General features: G+C 41.8%; 11 protein-coding genes. 8 read left to right on the top strand and 3 right to left on the bottom strand.

Going from position 1 to position 18,069, the window contains the following annotated elements; all coding sequences use genetic code 11:
* Positions 1-12 precede the first annotated feature (12 nt).
* The 4 genes from DEO27_RS11905 (at position 13) to DEO27_RS11890 (ending at position 6,101) form a co-directional block, all read left to right on the top strand.
* A complete protein-coding gene (locus DEO27_RS11905; protein WP_112566920.1) occupies positions 13-1,848 on the top strand; it encodes a RagB/SusD family nutrient uptake outer membrane protein in 1,836 nt (611 codons plus the stop codon).
* Positions 1,849-1,912: 64 nt separating this feature from the next.
* Positions 1,913-3,247 carry an IPT/TIG domain-containing protein gene (locus DEO27_RS11900; RefSeq protein ID WP_223818228.1) on the top strand — a complete coding sequence of 445 codons (1,335 nt, stop codon included), beginning with the start codon at positions 1,913-1,915 and terminating at the stop codon, positions 3,245-3,247.
* 211 nt (positions 3,248-3,458) lie between these two features.
* Positions 3,459-5,012 (top strand): DUF1565 domain-containing protein, encoded by a 1,554-nt coding sequence (locus DEO27_RS11895; RefSeq protein WP_112565956.1) that lies wholly within the window; start codon positions 3,459-3,461, stop codon positions 5,010-5,012.
* 54 nt (positions 5,013-5,066) lie between these two features.
* Positions 5,067-6,101, top strand: a complete 1,035-nt coding sequence (locus DEO27_RS11890; RefSeq protein WP_112565959.1) for a LacI family DNA-binding transcriptional regulator — start codon at positions 5,067-5,069, stop codon at positions 6,099-6,101.
* A gap of 10 nt (positions 6,102-6,111) precedes the next feature.
* On the opposite strand, the gene DEO27_RS11885 is transcribed toward DEO27_RS11890, so the two are convergent.
* On the bottom strand, positions 6,112-7,524 hold the full coding sequence (locus DEO27_RS11885) for an alpha-L-fucosidase (RefSeq protein ID WP_112566926.1): 1,413 nt from the start codon (positions 7,522-7,524) through the stop codon (positions 6,112-6,114).
* A gap of 143 nt (positions 7,525-7,667) precedes the next feature.
* Entirely contained in the window at positions 7,668-9,800 is a 2,133-nt protein-coding gene (locus tag DEO27_RS11880; protein ID WP_112565962.1) for an alpha-N-acetylglucosaminidase, read from the bottom strand.
* Positions 9,801-10,082: 282 nt separating this feature from the next.
* Between DEO27_RS11880 and DEO27_RS11875 the strand changes: the two genes are divergently transcribed.
* A complete protein-coding gene (locus DEO27_RS11875) occupies positions 10,083-12,422 on the top strand; it encodes a beta-galactosidase (RefSeq protein WP_112565965.1) in 2,340 nt (779 codons plus the stop codon).
* A 40-nt stretch (positions 12,423-12,462) separates the two neighbouring features.
* On the opposite strand, the gene DEO27_RS11870 is transcribed toward DEO27_RS11875, so the two are convergent.
* Entirely contained in the window at positions 12,463-14,898 is a 2,436-nt protein-coding gene (locus tag DEO27_RS11870; protein WP_146749946.1) for a TonB-dependent receptor, read from the bottom strand.
* Between the two features lie 199 nt (positions 14,899-15,097).
* On the opposite strand from DEO27_RS11870, the gene DEO27_RS11865 reads away from it, so the two are divergent.
* The 3 genes from DEO27_RS11865 (at position 15,098) to DEO27_RS11855 (ending at position 18,069) form a co-directional block, all read left to right on the top strand.
* Positions 15,098-16,216, top strand: a complete 1,119-nt coding sequence (locus DEO27_RS11865; RefSeq protein WP_112565971.1) for a sensor histidine kinase — start codon at positions 15,098-15,100, stop codon at positions 16,214-16,216.
* Positions 16,188-16,892 carry a LytR/AlgR family response regulator transcription factor gene (locus DEO27_RS11860; RefSeq protein ID WP_112565974.1) on the top strand — a complete coding sequence of 235 codons (705 nt, stop codon included), beginning with the start codon at positions 16,188-16,190 and terminating at the stop codon, positions 16,890-16,892. Before DEO27_RS11865 ends, DEO27_RS11860 begins: the two co-directional genes overlap by 29 nt.
* A gap of 241 nt (positions 16,893-17,133) precedes the next feature.
* The gene (locus DEO27_RS11855; RefSeq protein WP_112565977.1) at positions 17,134-18,069 is read left to right on the top strand and encodes a DedA family protein/thiosulfate sulfurtransferase GlpE; all 936 of its coding nucleotides are present in this window, start codon (positions 17,134-17,136) and stop codon (positions 18,067-18,069) included.

The following is an 18,069-nucleotide window of genomic DNA, read 5'->3' as shown; positions in this document are numbered from 1 at the left end:
AAAGCTTTTCCGATGAAAAAAAATATACTAATTATGGCAATTGGGTTATGGGCCCTGAGCGCCGGTTTATCTTCATGTAATTACCTCAATAAAAAGCCCGATAACCTGTTAACCTCTGATTTGATCTGGAGTACCCGGGCCAATGCCGAATCATACCTGTACAATATATACGGTTACATACTTCAAACCGATGGTGGCAATTATAGCGCAATGGGTGCAAGTGATGAGTCGTCGGTATCCATTCCGGGCACAAACGTAAGGCAAATGGTTGCAGGAAACTGGAGCTCTGTTAACGCTTACTTTGATTACTGGGACAACTATTATACAGGTATCCGTTCGTCATTTATTTTTGAAGATAATATTGACAAAGTACCTGCCAGTCAGTTAAGTGTAACCTTAAAAAATCAATATAAGGCAGAAGCCCGCTTTTTGCGCGGATGGTTTTACTGGCAGTTAATGAAGCAGTATGGTCCGGTTGTAAAGCTTACGGGCGCATTAAGTTTAAATGACGACTTTAATAAATATCCAAGAGCGTCATTTGATGAATTAAAAGGTTATATTAATCAGTTGATGGATCAGGCAGCTTCAACTTTGCCCGACCAATGGCCATCAACCAGTAATTATGGCCGACCTACAAAAGGCACTTGTTTGGCTGTAAAGGCGCAACTTGCTTTGTTGGCTGCCAGTCCGTTATGGAATGGCAATCCCGCATTGGCTTCTTTAAAAAACCAGGATGGTACAGCCCTGGCACCGGCAACCTATGATGCCAATAAATGGAAAGAGGCGGCTGACGCGGCAAAGGCGGTAATTGACCTTAACGCTTACAAGCTGTTTACCAATCTTGACAATGGCGGCACCCAATTTGACCCTTATCTATCTGTACGCGATCTATTCCTGACCAACTGGAATAGCGAGATCATTTTTTCACGAAATTCATGGAGTTACTGGGGATATACCAAATGCGTATCGCCCGGACCTGGAGGTTATAGCATTTACAATGCTACACAAAACGTAGTTGACGCGTTTGCTATGAAAAATGGCCGAACGATTGACGACCCTCAATCGGGTTATACACCAACCAATTTTGCGCAAAGCGATGGCAATAATTACTGGGAGCAGAAGAAAGGCCAATGGAATATGTATGCCAATCGCGAACCGCGTTTTTATGCCTACATCCTGTATAACGGCCGCCCGGTATTACCGGCACCTACAATTGATGATAAAAATTATTATTCATCGGCCGCCAATATTGATGGCACAGGAAGGGTGGAGTTTTATTACAATGGCAAATCAGGACCGAAGGCAACCGGCGCAAGCAACAATATCACCGGATATAATGTATTGAAAAATGTGAGCCCTGCTGATAATATCAGGCAGGATCAGGCTACTTACCGTCCTTTTATCCTCATCAGGTATGCCGAAATACTGTTGAATTACGTGGAAGCCCTGAATGAATATGATCCGGGTAACCCGAATATAGTTACCTATCTCAATCAGATCAGGACGCGGGCTGGTTTACCGGGTATTGAAACCGTTTACCCCGGAGCGGTGGGAAACAAAGATCTGATGCGGAAATACATTTTAAGAGAAAGACAAGTAGAACTGTGTTTTGAAAGCGACCGCTATTTTACCCTGGTAAGAAGATTATTGCTGGGATCTGATGAAAATCAAACTATTTACGGTTTGAATGTGAACACGGACGATCAGGGGCAGGGATTTTTATTTGCAGGTTTTTATAACAAAACACTGTTCCAGAAAAGGGTGTGGAACAATAAGATGTACTTGTTCCCAATTTCGCAATATCAATTAGATCGTGACAGGGCCTTGGTGCAAAATCCAGGCTGGTAGTGCGCATGCTGAAGCAGCAGTAGAGATTTATGGAAAAACAGATAATTAACAATTGATTATTCCAATGAAAATATTCATAAAAATAATGTCAAAAGGTATGAACATATACTTTTTGGCTGGGGCGGTTTTTATCATGATAGCTTTTGCAGGTTGTAAAAAGGATAAAGTCCCAACGCATGATGCTAACGCTCCGATTGGTATCACTTCATTTATACCGGCTCAAGGTGGCGGTGGCACCGAGGTGTTGATTAACGGAACTAATTTTTCGACCGATACCTCGCAGATTTCGGTTACCCTAAACGGGTTAAAGCTTAAGATTATTGGTGCCAATACCAAACAAATGATTGTTGTAGTACCTAAAAAAGCAGGATCAGGACCTATAATGGTAACCATTGGAAAAGGTTCGGCAACAAGCGCCGGTGATTTTACATATCAGTATACCAGGACTGTTACCACACTGGCAGGATCGGGTATAGCAGGCTTTGCCAACGGCAAGGGTACAGATGCCATGTTTAACCTGAGCGGCCAAAGCTGGTACAGGAGTATGGGGATAGCTGTTGATGATAATCTTAATGTTTACGTTGCCGACCCCGGAAACCATTGTATCAGAAAAATTGATACCGCCGGAAACGTGACTACGCTTGCCGGTAACCCCAATGTTGCAGGTTATGCTGACGGAAAGGGTACCGCTGCGAATTTTAATTTACCATACTCGGTGGCTACAGATGCCCAGGGCAATGTGTACTCTGTCGATCCGGTAAATTGGGATATCAGGAAAATTACTCCGGATGGCACTGCTACCACATGGGCCTGGGCAAACCAGGAGCCATGGAGTGTAGGTGTTGACAAAACTACGGGTTATGTTTACTATGGCAGCTGCTCCAATCCAGGAAACATTTACCAGGTATCGGCTCAGTTTACATCAACGCAAGTTGTAGGTGGGCTGTATTATCCCGCAGGTATCGCTTTTGATAAAACCGGTAATTTATATGTATCCATGAACGGCGACCAGGTGGTTAAGAAGTTCACCGCAGGTACATGGCAGGGCAGCATTGTTGCCGGGCAAACAGGTAGCTTAGGATACGTTAACGGAACAAGTACGGCGGCCAGGTTCGCCTATCCGTGGGGGATCGCGGTTGATAATAATAGCAATATATACGTGGCAGGCAACGGTACTGTATCTGGTAATACGGATAATCCGGATCAAAGTATCCGCTACATCCAGGCTGGTAATTTTGATGTAAGCACATTCGCCGGAAGTGGCTCAGCCGGATATTCTGACGCGATTGGTGGCTCCGCGCTATTTAGTGCGCCAACCGGCGTTGCTGTTGATAAAAACGGCACCGTGTATGTATTGGATAAAAATAACAACAGGATCAGGAAGATAGTTTCGGAATAAAAAGGAGGCTTCTCATGGAGCGTCGCCAAATTGCGTCAAGCATCATTAATTATCAGATAATCTTTAAAAGCGGTCTTTCATTTACCGTGGATACCGCGAATGACAGTTTATTGTTTAGTTAGTTTATATAGCGCCCCGTAGCAGATATATATGCTACGGGCCTATATTCTTAGCCACAGGCATGGCTCTTTTAAATCTTAAATTAATTGTAATGAAATTTTATATCACTGTTTGGCTTTTATGTTTTTTCGCCATAAGTACGATGGCCACTTGTAAAAAGAATGCCGATAGGCATAATAAACCATTATCAGACAGCGCTCATGCTTACTACGTTGCTGTTGATGGATCTGACAATAATAAAGGTTCCATCAATGCGCCTTTTCAAACCATTAATGCTGCGTTAAGTCATGCCATACCTGGCGACGTTATCATGGTTAGGGGCGGCAGGTATTATGACAAAGTAGTATTCCCTAAACCGGGAATAAAGAATAAAACAATTACGTTAAAAGCATATCCGGGAGAGAAGCCTGTGCTTGACGGTAGCAAAATAATAGTTACAGGCTGGGCGGCGTTAGTTACGCTACGCAATGTGGCCTATATCACTTTGGATGGTTTTGAGATTTGTAATTTGACCAGTTCTGCACACGGTGTTGATCCGGAGGGGATTGCTATCGACAGTAACTCGCATGATATCACCATTAAAAACTGCGATATCCATAATATAAAAAACAATGCTTCATTGGCCGATTGGCGCAGCGGACACGCCATCTTGGTAATAGGTAACGGAACCGCAGCAATTACCAACCTGGTTATTACCGGCTGTGAGGTACATGATACCCAAACCGGAACGAGTGAAAATGTAACCCTTGCAGGTAATGTAGATGGCTTTATCTTCAGCCATAATAAAGTTTACGACACGGAAAATATAGGTGTAATTGTAGCGGGCGGCGATAATCTTAATCCTAAAGGAGCGCTTGCCACCAACTATGCCCGTAACGGCGTAATAAGCGATAACGAATTTCACGATAACACCATGACCAAAACTCCCGAAACATGGGGGGCCGACAGGTATGGCGCTATTTCTATTTATGTATGTGGTGGCGCCAACACTATCATCGAAAGAAACATAGTATATAACAGCGATAGGGGAATAGGCCTGGTAAGTGAAAGTAACATATATGCCACCAAAACTACCATTGTACGAAACAACTTTGTATATAACTGTTATCGCACGGGCATATACATGGGCGATTATTTAAACTATACAACCGGTGGTACTAAAGATTGTTATGTTGTTAATAATACCCTGTATCAAAACGACCGTGTTTTAGGTGCCTTTGGTGAGATAGAAGGGGAGATAAGGCTTACCGAACATTGCGATAATAACGTGATCAAAAACAATATTGTATTTGCCCGACCAGTTGATGTATTTATTCATAAGTATACCACCACTGGCAGCAACAACATTATCGATAACAATTTATATTACACCACAGGCACACCACAATGGATCTGGAACAGTACCAACGGTGCGCCGCTTACCTCTTTTGATGCCTGGAAAGCCACCAGCGATAACGATGCTAATTCAACCAATGGTCTCGACCCTCTTCTGTTGAGCACGGCAAAGCCTGATTTACGCATACAATCATCTTCGCCTGCAAAAAATTCGGGAGTGGTTATTTCTGTTGATATAAACGGTAAAACGGATATCGATGAGAAGGCGCGTATTGTTAACAGGCAAATAAGTAAAGGTGCCTTTCAGTAAGACATTCATCAATATTAAATAAATAGTATTAATTGTTTTAAACCCAATTGCAAAATGGAAAAGATTCCCACAATTAAAGACATAGCCAAACGCTTAAAAATAAGTGCTTCAACGGTGTCCCGGGCATTACATGGACATCCAAGCATCGGTCTGGTGACTACGATGCGGGTTAACAAAATCGCAAGTGAATTAAATTATATACCTAATAAAGCTGCCATATCTTTTAAGCAAGGAAAAACATGCACTATTGGTGTTATACTTCCCGATTTTTCTGAAGCTTTTTTTGCTTCGGCCCTTAGTGCAATTGAAGATTATGCCAGCAAAAAAAGCTACAACGTTTTTATAGGGCAATCATTAGAAAACCCCGAAAAAGAGCGAAGTATCCTGGAAACGATGAAAAATCATCGTTTAGATGGTATTATCATCTCCCTAAGTAAAAACACCAAAAACTTTGAAATATTTGAACAATTAAAAAAGTATAATATTCCAGTTGTGTTTTTCGACCGGATTCCCGGTTTGAATGATATTCATTATTCGGCCTGTAACCTCCAGCCGGGAATGCAGCAGGCTGTTGATTGTTTAATAGAAAAAGGACATCGTAACATTGGGCTAATTAACGGGCCTTCACCGTTGGAGGCCAGTAAAGAGCGCCTGGATAGCTATAAAACGGCGCTTGGTAAACATGGAATTGTGATCAATGATGACCTGATTGTTTCTTCAGATCTGTCTTCGACACAAAACCAATACGCTATGCGACGGCTGCTATCTTTAACCACTAAGCCCACGGCAGTTATCGCTTTTAACGATTACGTTGCCCGCGATGCGATGGCTATAGTTAAAAGCAATAATATGATTGTTAATCACGATATCAGTTTCATCAGTTTCGCAAATTTACCCATCTGGAGTTTTATAGACAACCCACCACTGGCCTCTATCGAACAGTTCCCGAAAGAGCAGGGGATAAAAGCGGCCGAGATCCTTTTTGAACTGATTGACAGCCAGCTTGAGGAAGTACCATCAGCCCCAGTTTTTCATCGGGCTTTATTTGATGCCAGTATGGTATCTTACCGGGTAAATTCTGTAGCCTAACGATAGTTTCCTAATATTTCAATACAAAAGCACTACTATATTTTAAAGTGGTGCTCTTTTGTAACCCCTTGGGTATTTGAATGCTTAGTAGCCCGTTTTTGTAATTCCATTTTAGTTTTTGAACACTGCCCAGTAAACATACTTTTTTAAGTGTTTCTATGTTGTTTACCGGGAAAGTAATATTGGCAGGGAAGTTTACCGTTTCTGTTTCAGATAGCCAGAATGCGTATAACGATTTTGTGGTTTTTGATTTAGTAAAATAGATATTGCCTGCTGAGTAAGGAGCTACCGGTTCTGAACCATAAATGCCCTCTCCGTTAATTTTTATCCAATCGGCAATATCTTGTAATCGCTGATAGGCAACCGGGTTCCAATCGCCATCAGGTCCCGGTGCAATATTGAGCAGCAGATTGCCTCCCCGCGATACTATTTTTATAAGGGTTTGAACTAATTGCAGGCTGGTTTTAAATTCATCATTAGGCACATAGCTCCAATATTTACCAATAGTCATACAGGTTTCCCAAGGGTAGGGCAGTGGCTTATCGGGTACCTCTTGTTCAGGGGTGGTATAGTTTTCAAACTCACCGGCAACCGTGCGATCAACCATGATAAGGCCAGGCTGATGATCGCGGCTCATTTTTGCTATTTTAGCCATATCAAGGTCCTGGTTATAATGTTGCGGATCGTTATCGTTTTCATCTAAAGGCCTTACCCAGCCCCCATCCAGCCATAAAATATCAATCTTGCCATACCCGGTCATCAATTCTTCAATTTGGTTATAGGTAAAATCTTTAAATTTTTGCCAGCGTTCGGAGTAGCGTTGCGGGCTGTAATTAACGTTGTGATCTTTAGGCGGATAATAGGGCCACCAATAGTTTTGATTGTGCCAATCGGGTTTGGAAAAATATGCCCCAACCATAAAATTTTCATTACGAAAAGCGTTGAATATTTCTTTAGTTACATTGCTTCGTATATTCTTTGAAAAGGGTGTTTTAGGATCTGTAATTTTATAATCGGTTTGTTTGGTATCAAACATGCTAAAGCCATCATGATGTTTGGTTGTAAATACTACATAACTCATTCCGGCGGCTTTAGCTGCCCTCACCCATTTTTCAGGGTTGAAGTTAAGTGGGTTAAACGTAGTTTGTAGGTTTTCGTAGGCTTTTTTGTAGGTAAAATAATCATCACTGTATGGGCCGGTTCGTTTAACCTCATCATCAGGACAAATTGTCCAGCTTTCAGCAACTCCCCATTGGCTGTACGTACCCCAATGCATAAATAAACCAAATTTTCGGTCTTGCCATTGGGCAAGCTTTTGCCTCACCAGCGAATCTTTGGGCACCTGGTAAGTGTGCTCGTTTTGCGCAAATAAAACCTGGCTATATAAAAGGAGACAAATACCAGGCAGGAGTTTCCGTAACATGATAATATAAATTATTGATGATGAATAGGCTTCGTTAAAAAAAATCGATTGCAGATGTTGGGTATCCAGCAAAATTTAGCATGAGGTTATTCCCGGATATTTTATCCGTTTGAATGATTTCTGTATAAGCTGCTAAGATCATTTTACATGGCTAAAATTTCGTTAACTACTTCCTGTAGAGACCTTGCCGGTTTTTCAGGAGCAAACTTCAGATTATCATCGACCCATTTGTGCTCCCATGTAAAGAAATCGGGCTCGGGATTATTTTGACCTTGCAGGTTTCCTCTTAGGTAGTTAAAATAAATTTCCCATCGCGGCAGGTAATAATTATCTATCAGGCCGGCCCACTCTTTGTAAGCATATTCATGCAGGTTATCCTCTGCGCGATTGTTTTCGCCCCAATAAGTTATCTGCATCAGAATGTTTTTCAGGTTATTCGTCTTTTCTCCCGGCGTATTACCGCTATTTATGGCTTGTTTAAGGTAGGTGTTGAGCCTGAAGTACTTGTCCGTATTCAATAATTCATCTGTTAATTTGATCATGCTGAGGAACTTCGTGCTTTTTTCATTGAAAGCCTGCAAATCTTTGTTGTTATAGGCAGTTACCAGGTCATTAAAAACAAGCGTTCCTTTATTGGCCAGTACCTGCCTAACCATATTGATCAGGTCTATTTTATAAGTGGCGGAGCTGCCCAACACCGGTAATGCTTTGGCAAATTCTTTTACAGCTTTTTCAAATTGTACGGTATCATAATCGCGCGTTAGTGTGCCCCAGCTTGATATCGATTTAACCTTCAGCGCAGGCCTTGCACAGAAGATAGATTCGCCAGCCCCTTCCTGGTACCCCGGGCGACTGTGGTATACGGTTTGTAAAAAGCCCTGCCATGCGTTACTGGTGTGTTCATTTTGCTTGCCATACCTATATTCCGCGTAATCATTGATCCAGTTTTTAGTATCTACATGAGCCTTACGCCAGCCTAATTCAAGCATTAAGTCATAATCGGGAGGATTGTTATTGATACCTTCGGGCATGATGCCTACCCCTTTAAGGTACTTGCTATAATCGCTGTTCCTGGCGCTGTCTACCTCATCAGCAAAGCGTTGCAGTTTTCCGTAAAGACCAGGGCGTTCACCAAAGTTATTTACGCTGCACCAAATAAACGGACTACCATCATAAGCCTTACGTTTTTTCCAGTTGTTGGTGAACTCGCCAAAAAGTTCCTGTACCAGTATTTTTGATTTATCAAGCCCATCAAGCATGGCTTGTTTGGGGTTATCCTGCCAGCCTTGTAACACCCAGGTTGAGCCCGGGTAATATTTTTGCATGGATGCCTGTATGGCAGCCCCTGCTTTCTTTAGGTCAACGCCATCTGTTTTACCTCCCTCATGAAAAGGATCGCCGGCAAAAAAGCGAATATTCTTACCATATAATGCCTGCATTTCGGTGTAATAAATTCCTGCTATGCGGCTAAATTCAGGATCGGTAGGGTCAAGTATATCCGGCCTTTTAAAGGCTCCCCAGGTTAACTGATCGATGATGTGGGCTTTACTTTTACTTTTTAATGAGCTTGGTACCATGCCATAAAAGCCCTGCAACACAGGCTCTATGCCTAATTCGTGCATCCGCTTCATCATTTTTTGCTGAATCAGCTTCCGGTTGTCAATCTGGCTTTGGGGCATAGGACCTCCCCAACCTTCAATATTACCCATCAGCCACCATGCGGTATATGCCGGGCCTACTATAAAATCGTTGATCTCTTTTTCATTATAACCTACCTTTCTCAGCGTGTTTTGCCACACTGCTTCCATACCGTCAACGGCAAGCATCGTATTAACTCCATTTAATGCCATCCAATCAATTTCCCGTTCCCAATCTGCCCAGGTGTAAAAACTCATGGTGTAATTGTAGGTACAGTAATTTAACGCGTAGCGGTATACCGCTGCCGCCTCTATGGTTGTCTTTTTGTTAACTACGGGCAGTGGAAGTACCGGTGTCAGGTTATCGCCCATGTGCGACATGGAACGATGACAATAGTATTTTAAATACCAGTTTACACCAACGGCAGCGGCATTACTGCCCGAGGCTGATATAACCAGTTTGTTATTTATGGTTTGCAGTTTAAATACTCCGGGGCTGTTGCTTTTTAGTGGTTTGAAAATCACATGATCGCTCAACCAGGGTGCACGCCTTTTTACCAATGCTTTTACAGGATCAAACTGTTGGGCAAAAAGCTGTAATGGGAGTAATAAAACAAGCAGGTAAGTTAATTTCCGCATAAAAATTCTTGATTTTTCTGTTTAATATTTCCGAAACTAATTAAAAATTAATGGAAAGATAGTTCACTGTACATTGCATTGCAGCCTAAAAAATTACGCAAACGGTTGCGTTGCCCGCAACAACCGTTTGCGTAATTTTTAGCTGTTTTTCGGGAATATTATTTCATTACAATTGTAACTCCGGGAGGTATCATGTCCGTTTTTTCGTTGATGCCTCGTTTGTTAAAACCACAAAAAGACGACTGCTTTTTTATTTGAGTAATACAGTTCAAAATTGAATTAATGAAAAATAATATCATCAGATTATTCCTTTGTATATGCTTACTGAGTTCCAGCATGGCTATGGGGCAGCAGCAAATAAATGAACCTTTTAAAATCGGCACCGAGTCATTTATGCTAAACGGAAAACCATTTGTTATTCGTTGCGGCGAAATGCATTTTGCACGTATCCCCAGGGCCTACTGGCGGCACCGGTTAAAAATGGCTAAAGCGGTTGGTTTAAATACCGTTTGTGCTTATCTATTTTGGAATTTTCATGAAACATCGCCGGGGAAATTTACGTGGGAGGGACAGGCAGACGCAGCTGAGTTTTGCAAAATAGCCCAGGAAGAGGGGCTGTATGTACTGTTGCGTCCGGGGCCATACGCATGCGCCGAATGGGAATTTGGCGGCTTACCATGGTGGTTGCTGAAAAAGAAAGATATTAAGTTACGTACGCAGGATCCGTATTATATGGAGCGTTGCCGCTTGTATTTAAAAGAAGTTGGCCGTGTTTTAGCTCCGCTGCAAATTACAAACGGCGGCCCCATTATCATGACACAGGTTGAAAATGAATATGGCAGCTACGGATCTGATAAAGAATACATGCTAAAAACACGAGACTATTTAAAAGAGGCGGGTTTTATTGTTCCGCTGTTTAGCTGTGATGGCACGGTTCAATTAAAAAACGATGTACAAAAGGATATTTTTGCTGTAGTTAACTTCGGCAATAACCCAGAGGCTGCCTTTAAAGCACTGCGTGAAGTACAACCTACCGGCCCGTTAATGTGCGGCGAATATTATCCGGGCTGGTTTGATAGTTGGGGCGCGCCTCATCATACCGGCTCAAATGACCATCTTATCAAAGAGTTGGGGTGGATGCTTGACCGTAACGCTTCCTTCAGTATTTATATGATCCACGGTGGTACGTCCTTTGGTTTATGGGCAGGAGCCAACTGTCAGCCGTACACGCCCGAAACCTCCAGCTATGATTACGATGCGCCAATAAGCGAAAATGGAAACGCTACGCCTAAGTTTGATGAACTTCGTAACACGCTGAAAAAATATCTTCAACCGGGTGAGGTGTTGACAGATGTACCGGCTCCAATACCTGTACAAAAAATAGCACCTTTTAATCTTACCGCGGTTGCACCTATAATGCCACAATTAAGCAAACCCGTGCTTAGCGATACTACCTTGTTCATGGAAGACCTGAACCAGGGCTACGGAATGATGCTTTATGAAACAAACTTACCGGCCGGTGCTAAAAGGAAACTCGATTTTACTGAGGTGCATGATTATGCGGAAGTGTTTATAGGAAATAAACTCATCGGGGTATTAAACCGGATGAAGAATGAACATGTAATCAATATTCCCGAGCTATCTAAACCAGCAAAACTTCGCGTGCTTGTTGAGGCTATGGGGCGGGTTAATTATGGCTATTACCTGCCTGATCGTAAAGGATTACAAGGGGAAGTTTACAGTATAACCGGAGAAGAAAAGGTTATGCTGAAAGGTTGGAAACATTATTCAATTCCGTTAGGGGAGGGCAATCCTCAATTTAAATACAGCGCCATAAATACAATTCCTAAACTTAACGGGCCTGGCTTTTACAAAGGACACTTTAAAACAAACAGTAAAAGTGATTTTTATCTGGATATGCGTTGGTTTAAAAAAGGAGTGGCCTGGATAAATGGGCATTGCCTTGGTCGTTACTGGAATATAGGGCCAACGCAAACTATGTATGTGCCTGGTGTATGGTTGAATAACGGAAAGAATGAGGTTGTTGTACTGGACTTGCACCGCCCGGCGGCTGCACGCCTGCAAGGCCTGGATAAGCCCATTCTTGACAGCCTTACAACCAGTGAAATCATCAGTAGTAACCATCGCAAGGCGGCCCAAAAGTTTGGAAATAACCAGAATAGCCTGATATACACAGGCGCAATGGAAAATACCGGGAAATGGCAAACGTTTACATTTTCTCCCAAAAATGGACGATATCTTGCCCTTGAAGCGATAAATAATTTTACGGGAGACCAGTTTGCAGCTTTAGCAGAAGTAGAGTTGCTGGATGAGCATGGCGACCAACTTCCCCGTAATTCGTGGAAAGTTGTTTATGTTGATAGTGAGGAACTAAAGGGCAACGATGGTAAATCTGAAAACCTGTTTGATTTACAATATACCAGTATCTGGCACAGCCAATGGAAGGACCTCGCTCCAAAATATCCCCACCAAGTAGTTATTGATCTGGGAAGCAAAACAACCATTGGCAGTATTAAAATGTTACCACGCCAAGATATGGAAACCGGGAGGATTAAAGAGTTCAAAGTTTACCTGGCAAATCAACTATTTAATGGTCTGTAATATTGTTTTTCCAGGCGATTGATCCGACGCATTATTGGTATCAATTTTCGGCTCGTCGTTGTTCTTCTTCCGATCCGGATTTATGCCGGGCACCGGAAAGTTTGTCGTTCCCAAAACGGTAACTGAAGCTCAGCAATACCGACCTTGTATAAAAGCGGTTAAAAGTATACTGGTAAAGGTTTAAATAACGATCCGTACTGCTTCGCTTGTCGCTGTTTAGCACATTAATACCATTGATAGTTATAGCGGCCTTGCTATGAAATAACTTTTGTTTCATAGCAAGGTTTAGTGTCGTATACCCGCCATAGGTCGACCCTATAAAGCGGCGTTTTGATTCATATTCCCAATCCGCCTCCATAGATAGTTTATCGGTGCAACGAAAGGTATTATTGGATACTATATCAACCGTGTTTATCCCGGGATCGTTTAAACTGAAACCACTTACATTGCCGGTAAATGAATTTTTATATACTGTGACCGAGGTATTGGTAGTTAACCATTTCAACAGATCTTTATTATAACTCATGCTAAGGTTGTAGGAATGGGCTCCTTGTACATTAGTTGGAATTCGTGTCATGGTTGTTTTATTCTGATCGAGATAAGGTAAAGTCCGTACGTAATTACTCGTTGTTTCATATGCGGCCGTCAGGAATAAGGTGTTTTGATACGCCCAGGTTATCTCCTGGTGCCAACTTTGTTCTGGCTGCAGAAATGGGTTCCCCTGAAAATAAAGCAGTGAAGATAGGGGGCGTCGAAAGGGAACAAGTTCATGATAATCCGGTCTGTTTGTTCTCCGGCCGAACTGAAAATTAAGTATACTTTGATCTCCAAGTTTATAGTTCGCAAAAAGCGTCGGGAACAGCTGAACATAGTTCCTGTTTATAGAGATATCGGCGAGCAGCTGATGGCCTTTCATTACAGTTTGTTCGGCCCGCAAACCGCCCTGTAGTGAGAGTTTGCCGTACTCGCCGTTAAAGTTGATATACGCGGCGTTGATATTTTCCCAATTGGTGCTATAGTCACTTTTTTGCGGATCAATCACATTATAGCCGTCTGCCTGTTGGTAATAGTTGTTCTCATTATTGGTTTTTACATAGCTGGATTTAAAACCGGTCTCTATCCGCGCGTGATTTATTAATGGTAAAACGTAATCTGCCTTTGCGCCAACAATATAAAGCCGCCTTGATTCATCAAGTAAGATATTTTCCTGGCTTTGAAAATCTCCATTAGAGTTGAACATTGTAGTTGCAGTCTGTTGCAAGGGCTTATAAATGAAACTTGAATAATCTATACCTGCAGACCACTGTTTACCAAGTGTATCCAACTTTTTTTGCAATTGAAAGCCAGCCATATAGTTAAATGGTTTATCCCTGTTCAATGCATTAAATGCTTCGCTTCCAGTTTTGGTTTGATCATGGTTGAATATATCAGTTGAGGAAGTGATAGCCTCACTTGTTCTTCGGGTAGAAATATTACTAAGCAATGTTAATGTGGCGCCTTTACGCAGGTATAGATCCAGACCCGCGGCGGCATTATATGCGGTTCCGGCAGTTACTCTATTTGTAGCAGAAATGTTTTCCGTTAGCAGAGCATTTTCCTGCAATATGTTGTTGATGGCGTTACCCTTCAATAGCGTTTTGTTGTCGAAATAACTGCCATTTATATAATAGCTGTACTTTTTCGTTCTATAACTAACGCTTAAGCCGCTATTGTAACGATTATAGGTGCCGGCCCCAAAGCCGCCGTTGAAATTTCCATTCAGTCCACTTTGGGTATTTTTCTTATGTACAATATTAATGATCCCGGCTGTTCCCGCCGCGTCATATTTGGCTGATGGATTAGTCATGATTTCTATTTTTTGAATATCGTTTGAAGACATCCCAGTCAGCAGGTTGCTCAGATCTTCGGCAGAAAGGTAAGTGCTTCTACCGTCGAGCATGATATTGATCCCTGAATGACCGTTTAATGTGATCTGTCCGTCAGGGGTAACCTGAACTCCGGGTAGCTTTTTTATCAATTCCAATACGTTAGTACCAGTATTAGCGATATTTCTATCGACATTGATAACAGTTTTGTCAATAAGCTTTTGGATGTGTGGTGTAGGTGCTTCGATAGTTACTTCCCCAAGCATATTCGATGCCGGAACCAATTTGATCTCGCCTATATCGATAGTGGTGTCTTTCTTATTGATTGACAAATCAGGTATAAATGCTTTTCTAAAACCTACAAAACTCAGGTTTAACAGATATCTGCCTTCCGGAACCTGGTTGAAGTGAAATTTACCAGTCTGATCACTCGTTGTTGCCGTGTATAGCACAGAATCTGACATTCTCAAAAGCCTGATTATTACCGATGGCAGTGGTAGTTTATGTTCATCTGTTATTGTTCCCTGAATTTTTCCCTGAGCGTTTGTTTCTGCGGTAAGCAGAAAGGAAAGCCATGCTGTTATTATTGTAATGAGATTTAATGATTTCATTGCCGGGGTTTTGAGCAATGATAATCTCCGGGATGACGCAAAACAGACGATACAGATAGACAACTGTATTTTGAAGACGGAAAATGCAAAAACGCCTACAGCCCTTTAGTTTCATCAAAACAACCTGTTCATGGGACGAAATTCCCTTTATGTCGATAGTTGTGTTTTGAAGCAAGGAAATAGTTATAATTGTTTGTAAATGAGCTTTCCTGATAATTTGTTGAATTTTCATAAGCGGCACCGCTGGCCAAGCCATATTTTATATTGGCTTGTTTATTTGCTGGTGTCTGTTAGCTCGAGCAAATATTACAACGGCGGGCAAGCATCATCACTGTTTGAATTTATCAGCGACGGATTATATATTTCGACAGAAATGATGGCTGCTTATGGTATTGCCTATTTGGTGATACCGCAGTTTATTAAAAAAAGATATCTTATTGCTGCATTTGGATTTGTTGTAATAAGTTATGCGGCGTGTGCACTTGCACGGATTTTCATAGTAAAGATATGCGAGCCACTTGCCGGTATCCGCCCTAAAGCATCCGAAACTTACCACGAAATATTTACCGATATCCCCAAGCTGCTGTTTGTGTATTTTTTTCAGATCATGGCCGCTGCTTTTGTTTTCGTTTTCTTTAAGCTGTTGAAGGACAAGCTGGAAATACAGAAAAAAACACTGCTACTTGAAAAGGAAAAAGCAGAAACAGAATTGAAACTGCTTAAAAATCAGCTTAATCCTCATTTTTTATTCAATACACTTAATAATATTTATTCGCTTTCGCTGATTTCGTCGCCGGCAACTTCGCCATCTATAGCAGGCCTTGCAGATATTCTTGATCACATACTTTATCGTTGTGACGGGCAATTTGTATCATTAAAGGCAGAAGTACGACTGATCAGTAACTATATTGAACTTGAGAAATTAAGATACGATGAGCGCCTGACCGTAAATTTCAAGTCTGATATCAGGCAGGAAGTTGAAATAGCTCCGCTCATTCTGCTTTCTCTTGTCGAAAATGCTTTTAAACACGGCGCCAGTAATGACATGGATAAGCCGCAGATTGATATAACGCTAAGTGCCAACGAAAATGTCTTTGATTTCAGAGTATCCAACACCATCGGATTTGAGAGCGCTATCCGGAATAATAGTTACCCCGGAAAAATAGGATTGAGCAACTTGCGAAAACAACTTGATCTTATTTATGGCAAAGATTACAGTTTAGATATCATACAAGATGAAAAACTATTCACGGTCCGGTTAACGATCCATCATATTAATGCAGTCAAAAATGAAAAAGATCCGTTGCCTGTTGGTTGATGATGAACCGTTGGCCATTACCTTATTGCAAAACCATATTACCAGGTTTGATTTTCTGGAGGTAACGGCTACCTGTCCGAATGCTTTGAAAGCATTCGAAACATTGAAAAGTAAGGATGTTGATCTGATGTTTCTTGATGTTCGTATGCCAGTCATAGATGGAATTGAATTTCTTAAAATGCTCCGTAATCCGCCCCGCGTAATAATAACCACAGCATATCGTGATTATGCCATCGACGGATATGACCTTGACATTGTAGACTACCTGCTTAAACCAATTACTTTCGAACGTTTTTTTAAAGCCATTGAACGTTATCTGCGATATGCGAGCCAACCGGCCCAACCTTTAGTTTCTTCAGATGCTGCGCCAGAAAACATAGTCTTGAAATCGGGTTATCGCAATGTAAAGGTCAACGTTGCAGATATCCTGTATATGGAAAGTGTAAAAGATTATGTAAAAGTATATACCTTGGATGCCACAATTGTTACTAAATATAAAATCAGTGATATGGAATCAGACCTCGCATCTAAAAACTTTCTGCGGATACATAGGTCTTTTATCGTAAATCAGCAGCATATAACCGCTTTTTCTGCCAGTGATGTAGAGTTAGGCAAAAAAGAATTGCCCATTGGCGAAAGTTATAAGGAGCATGTTATCCGAATTTTGAAAAAATAGCATTAACATTCCTTCGTCGCGATAATCCGCTTCTTTAATTTATGATTTTACGTATAAACCCCATGGCCGGTATATTCTTTATTCAGGCTTTGCGTTGTGAAATTTTCCCATCGGTAAGGAGAAACTGTCAGCGAAAGTTAAATCAGCGGCAGATTCGTGTTTTTGACGTCAAATAATAATTAATTAACAGAATCTGACAGGCCAATAAAATTATGTGTTTTATCTTAGCTGCTGCTGAAGTATGAACACATTAGTTGAACTGGTACAAACATATGGGCTCTGGGTAGTTTTCCTGATCACACTTTTACAGAGTGTAGGATTGCCCTTACCTGCTTTTACCGTAATGATTGTAACTGCTGCTGTAACGCCTGCAACCCCGGAGAACGTTATATCTCTAACTTTGGTTGGATCACTCGGGACACTAATAGGCGACTTTGTCTTATTTTTTGCCGGAAAAAGATACGGAACAGGCATCCTCGGGAAATTATGTAAAATTTCCATATCACCAGACTCTTGTGTCCGTAGTACCGGCGATCTTTTTGACCGTTATGGTGCGCCTGCGTTAACAATAGTGAAATTCATTCCCGGCTTGTCTACACTTGCGCCGGTTGTTGCCGGCGTTTATGCAATGCGGGTAGCGGTATTCGCCTTTTTTTCATCTGTTGCGGCGCTTATTTATCTTAGCGCAGCCGTGGCCTTGGGCGCTATCTTTCGTCACCAAATCGACAGTGTGATCTCAGCATTAAGTCGCTACGGAAAGTTGGGTGGCTTATTTGTTCTTGTTTTATTTGGTTTGTATCTTTTGTTCAAATGGTTGCAGCGCTATCGCCTTATCAGGCAGTTTGAAGCAGATAGGTTAACGGTGAACGATTTGATAGAATTAATAGACGGCAACTCAAATCCAGTGATACTTGATGCACGCCCGGTAGATCAGCGCGTAAAAAACGGTTTTATTCCGGGCTCAATCCCCGTAGATGAAAACAGTCTTAGTGATATAGCTGACCGGTATGCCAGCCATCAGGAGATTGTGATTTATTGCTCGTGCCCAAATGAAATTACTGCCGCCAGGTATGCAGAGAAATTACGAAAAATAGGGCTTAAACGTATCCGGCCTTTATTAGGAGGTATTGATGCCTGGGCCGAATCTGGTCAGGAGGTTACATTTATTCAGCCATAA

The organism is Mucilaginibacter rubeus, assembly GCF_003286415.2.
Taxonomy (GTDB): domain Bacteria; phylum Bacteroidota; class Bacteroidia; order Sphingobacteriales; family Sphingobacteriaceae; genus Mucilaginibacter; species Mucilaginibacter rubeus_A.
The sequence above is the reverse complement of the archived record's forward strand: the minus strand, read 5'-3'. Positions and strand labels throughout refer to the sequence as shown.

Coding starts and splice junctions, on each gene's coding strand:
- DEO27_RS11855 (WP_112565977.1), top strand. CDS start 17,134: ATGAACACATTAGTTGAACTGGTACAAACATATGGGCTCTGGGTAGTT.
- DEO27_RS11865 (WP_112565971.1), top strand. CDS start 15,098: ATGAGCTTTCCTGATAATTTGTTGAATTTTCATAAGCGGCACCGCTGG.
- DEO27_RS11900 (WP_223818228.1), top strand. CDS start 1,913: ATGAAAATATTCATAAAAATAATGTCAAAAGGTATGAACATATACTTT.
- DEO27_RS11890 (WP_112565959.1), top strand. CDS start 5,067: ATGGAAAAGATTCCCACAATTAAAGACATAGCCAAACGCTTAAAAATA.
- DEO27_RS11875 (WP_112565965.1), top strand. CDS start 10,083: ATGAAAAATAATATCATCAGATTATTCCTTTGTATATGCTTACTGAGT.
- DEO27_RS11895 (WP_112565956.1), top strand. CDS start 3,459: ATGAAATTTTATATCACTGTTTGGCTTTTATGTTTTTTCGCCATAAGT.
- DEO27_RS11870 (WP_146749946.1), bottom strand. CDS start 14,898: ATGAAATCATTAAATCTCATTACAATAATAACAGCATGGCTTTCCTTT.
- DEO27_RS11885 (WP_112566926.1), bottom strand. CDS start 7,524: ATGTTACGGAAACTCCTGCCTGGTATTTGTCTCCTTTTATATAGCCAG.
- DEO27_RS11880 (WP_112565962.1), bottom strand. CDS start 9,800: ATGCGGAAATTAACTTACCTGCTTGTTTTATTACTCCCATTACAGCTT.
- DEO27_RS11905 (WP_112566920.1), top strand. CDS start 13: ATGAAAAAAAATATACTAATTATGGCAATTGGGTTATGGGCCCTGAGC.
- DEO27_RS11860 (WP_112565974.1), top strand. CDS start 16,188: ATGAAAAAGATCCGTTGCCTGTTGGTTGATGATGAACCGTTGGCCATT.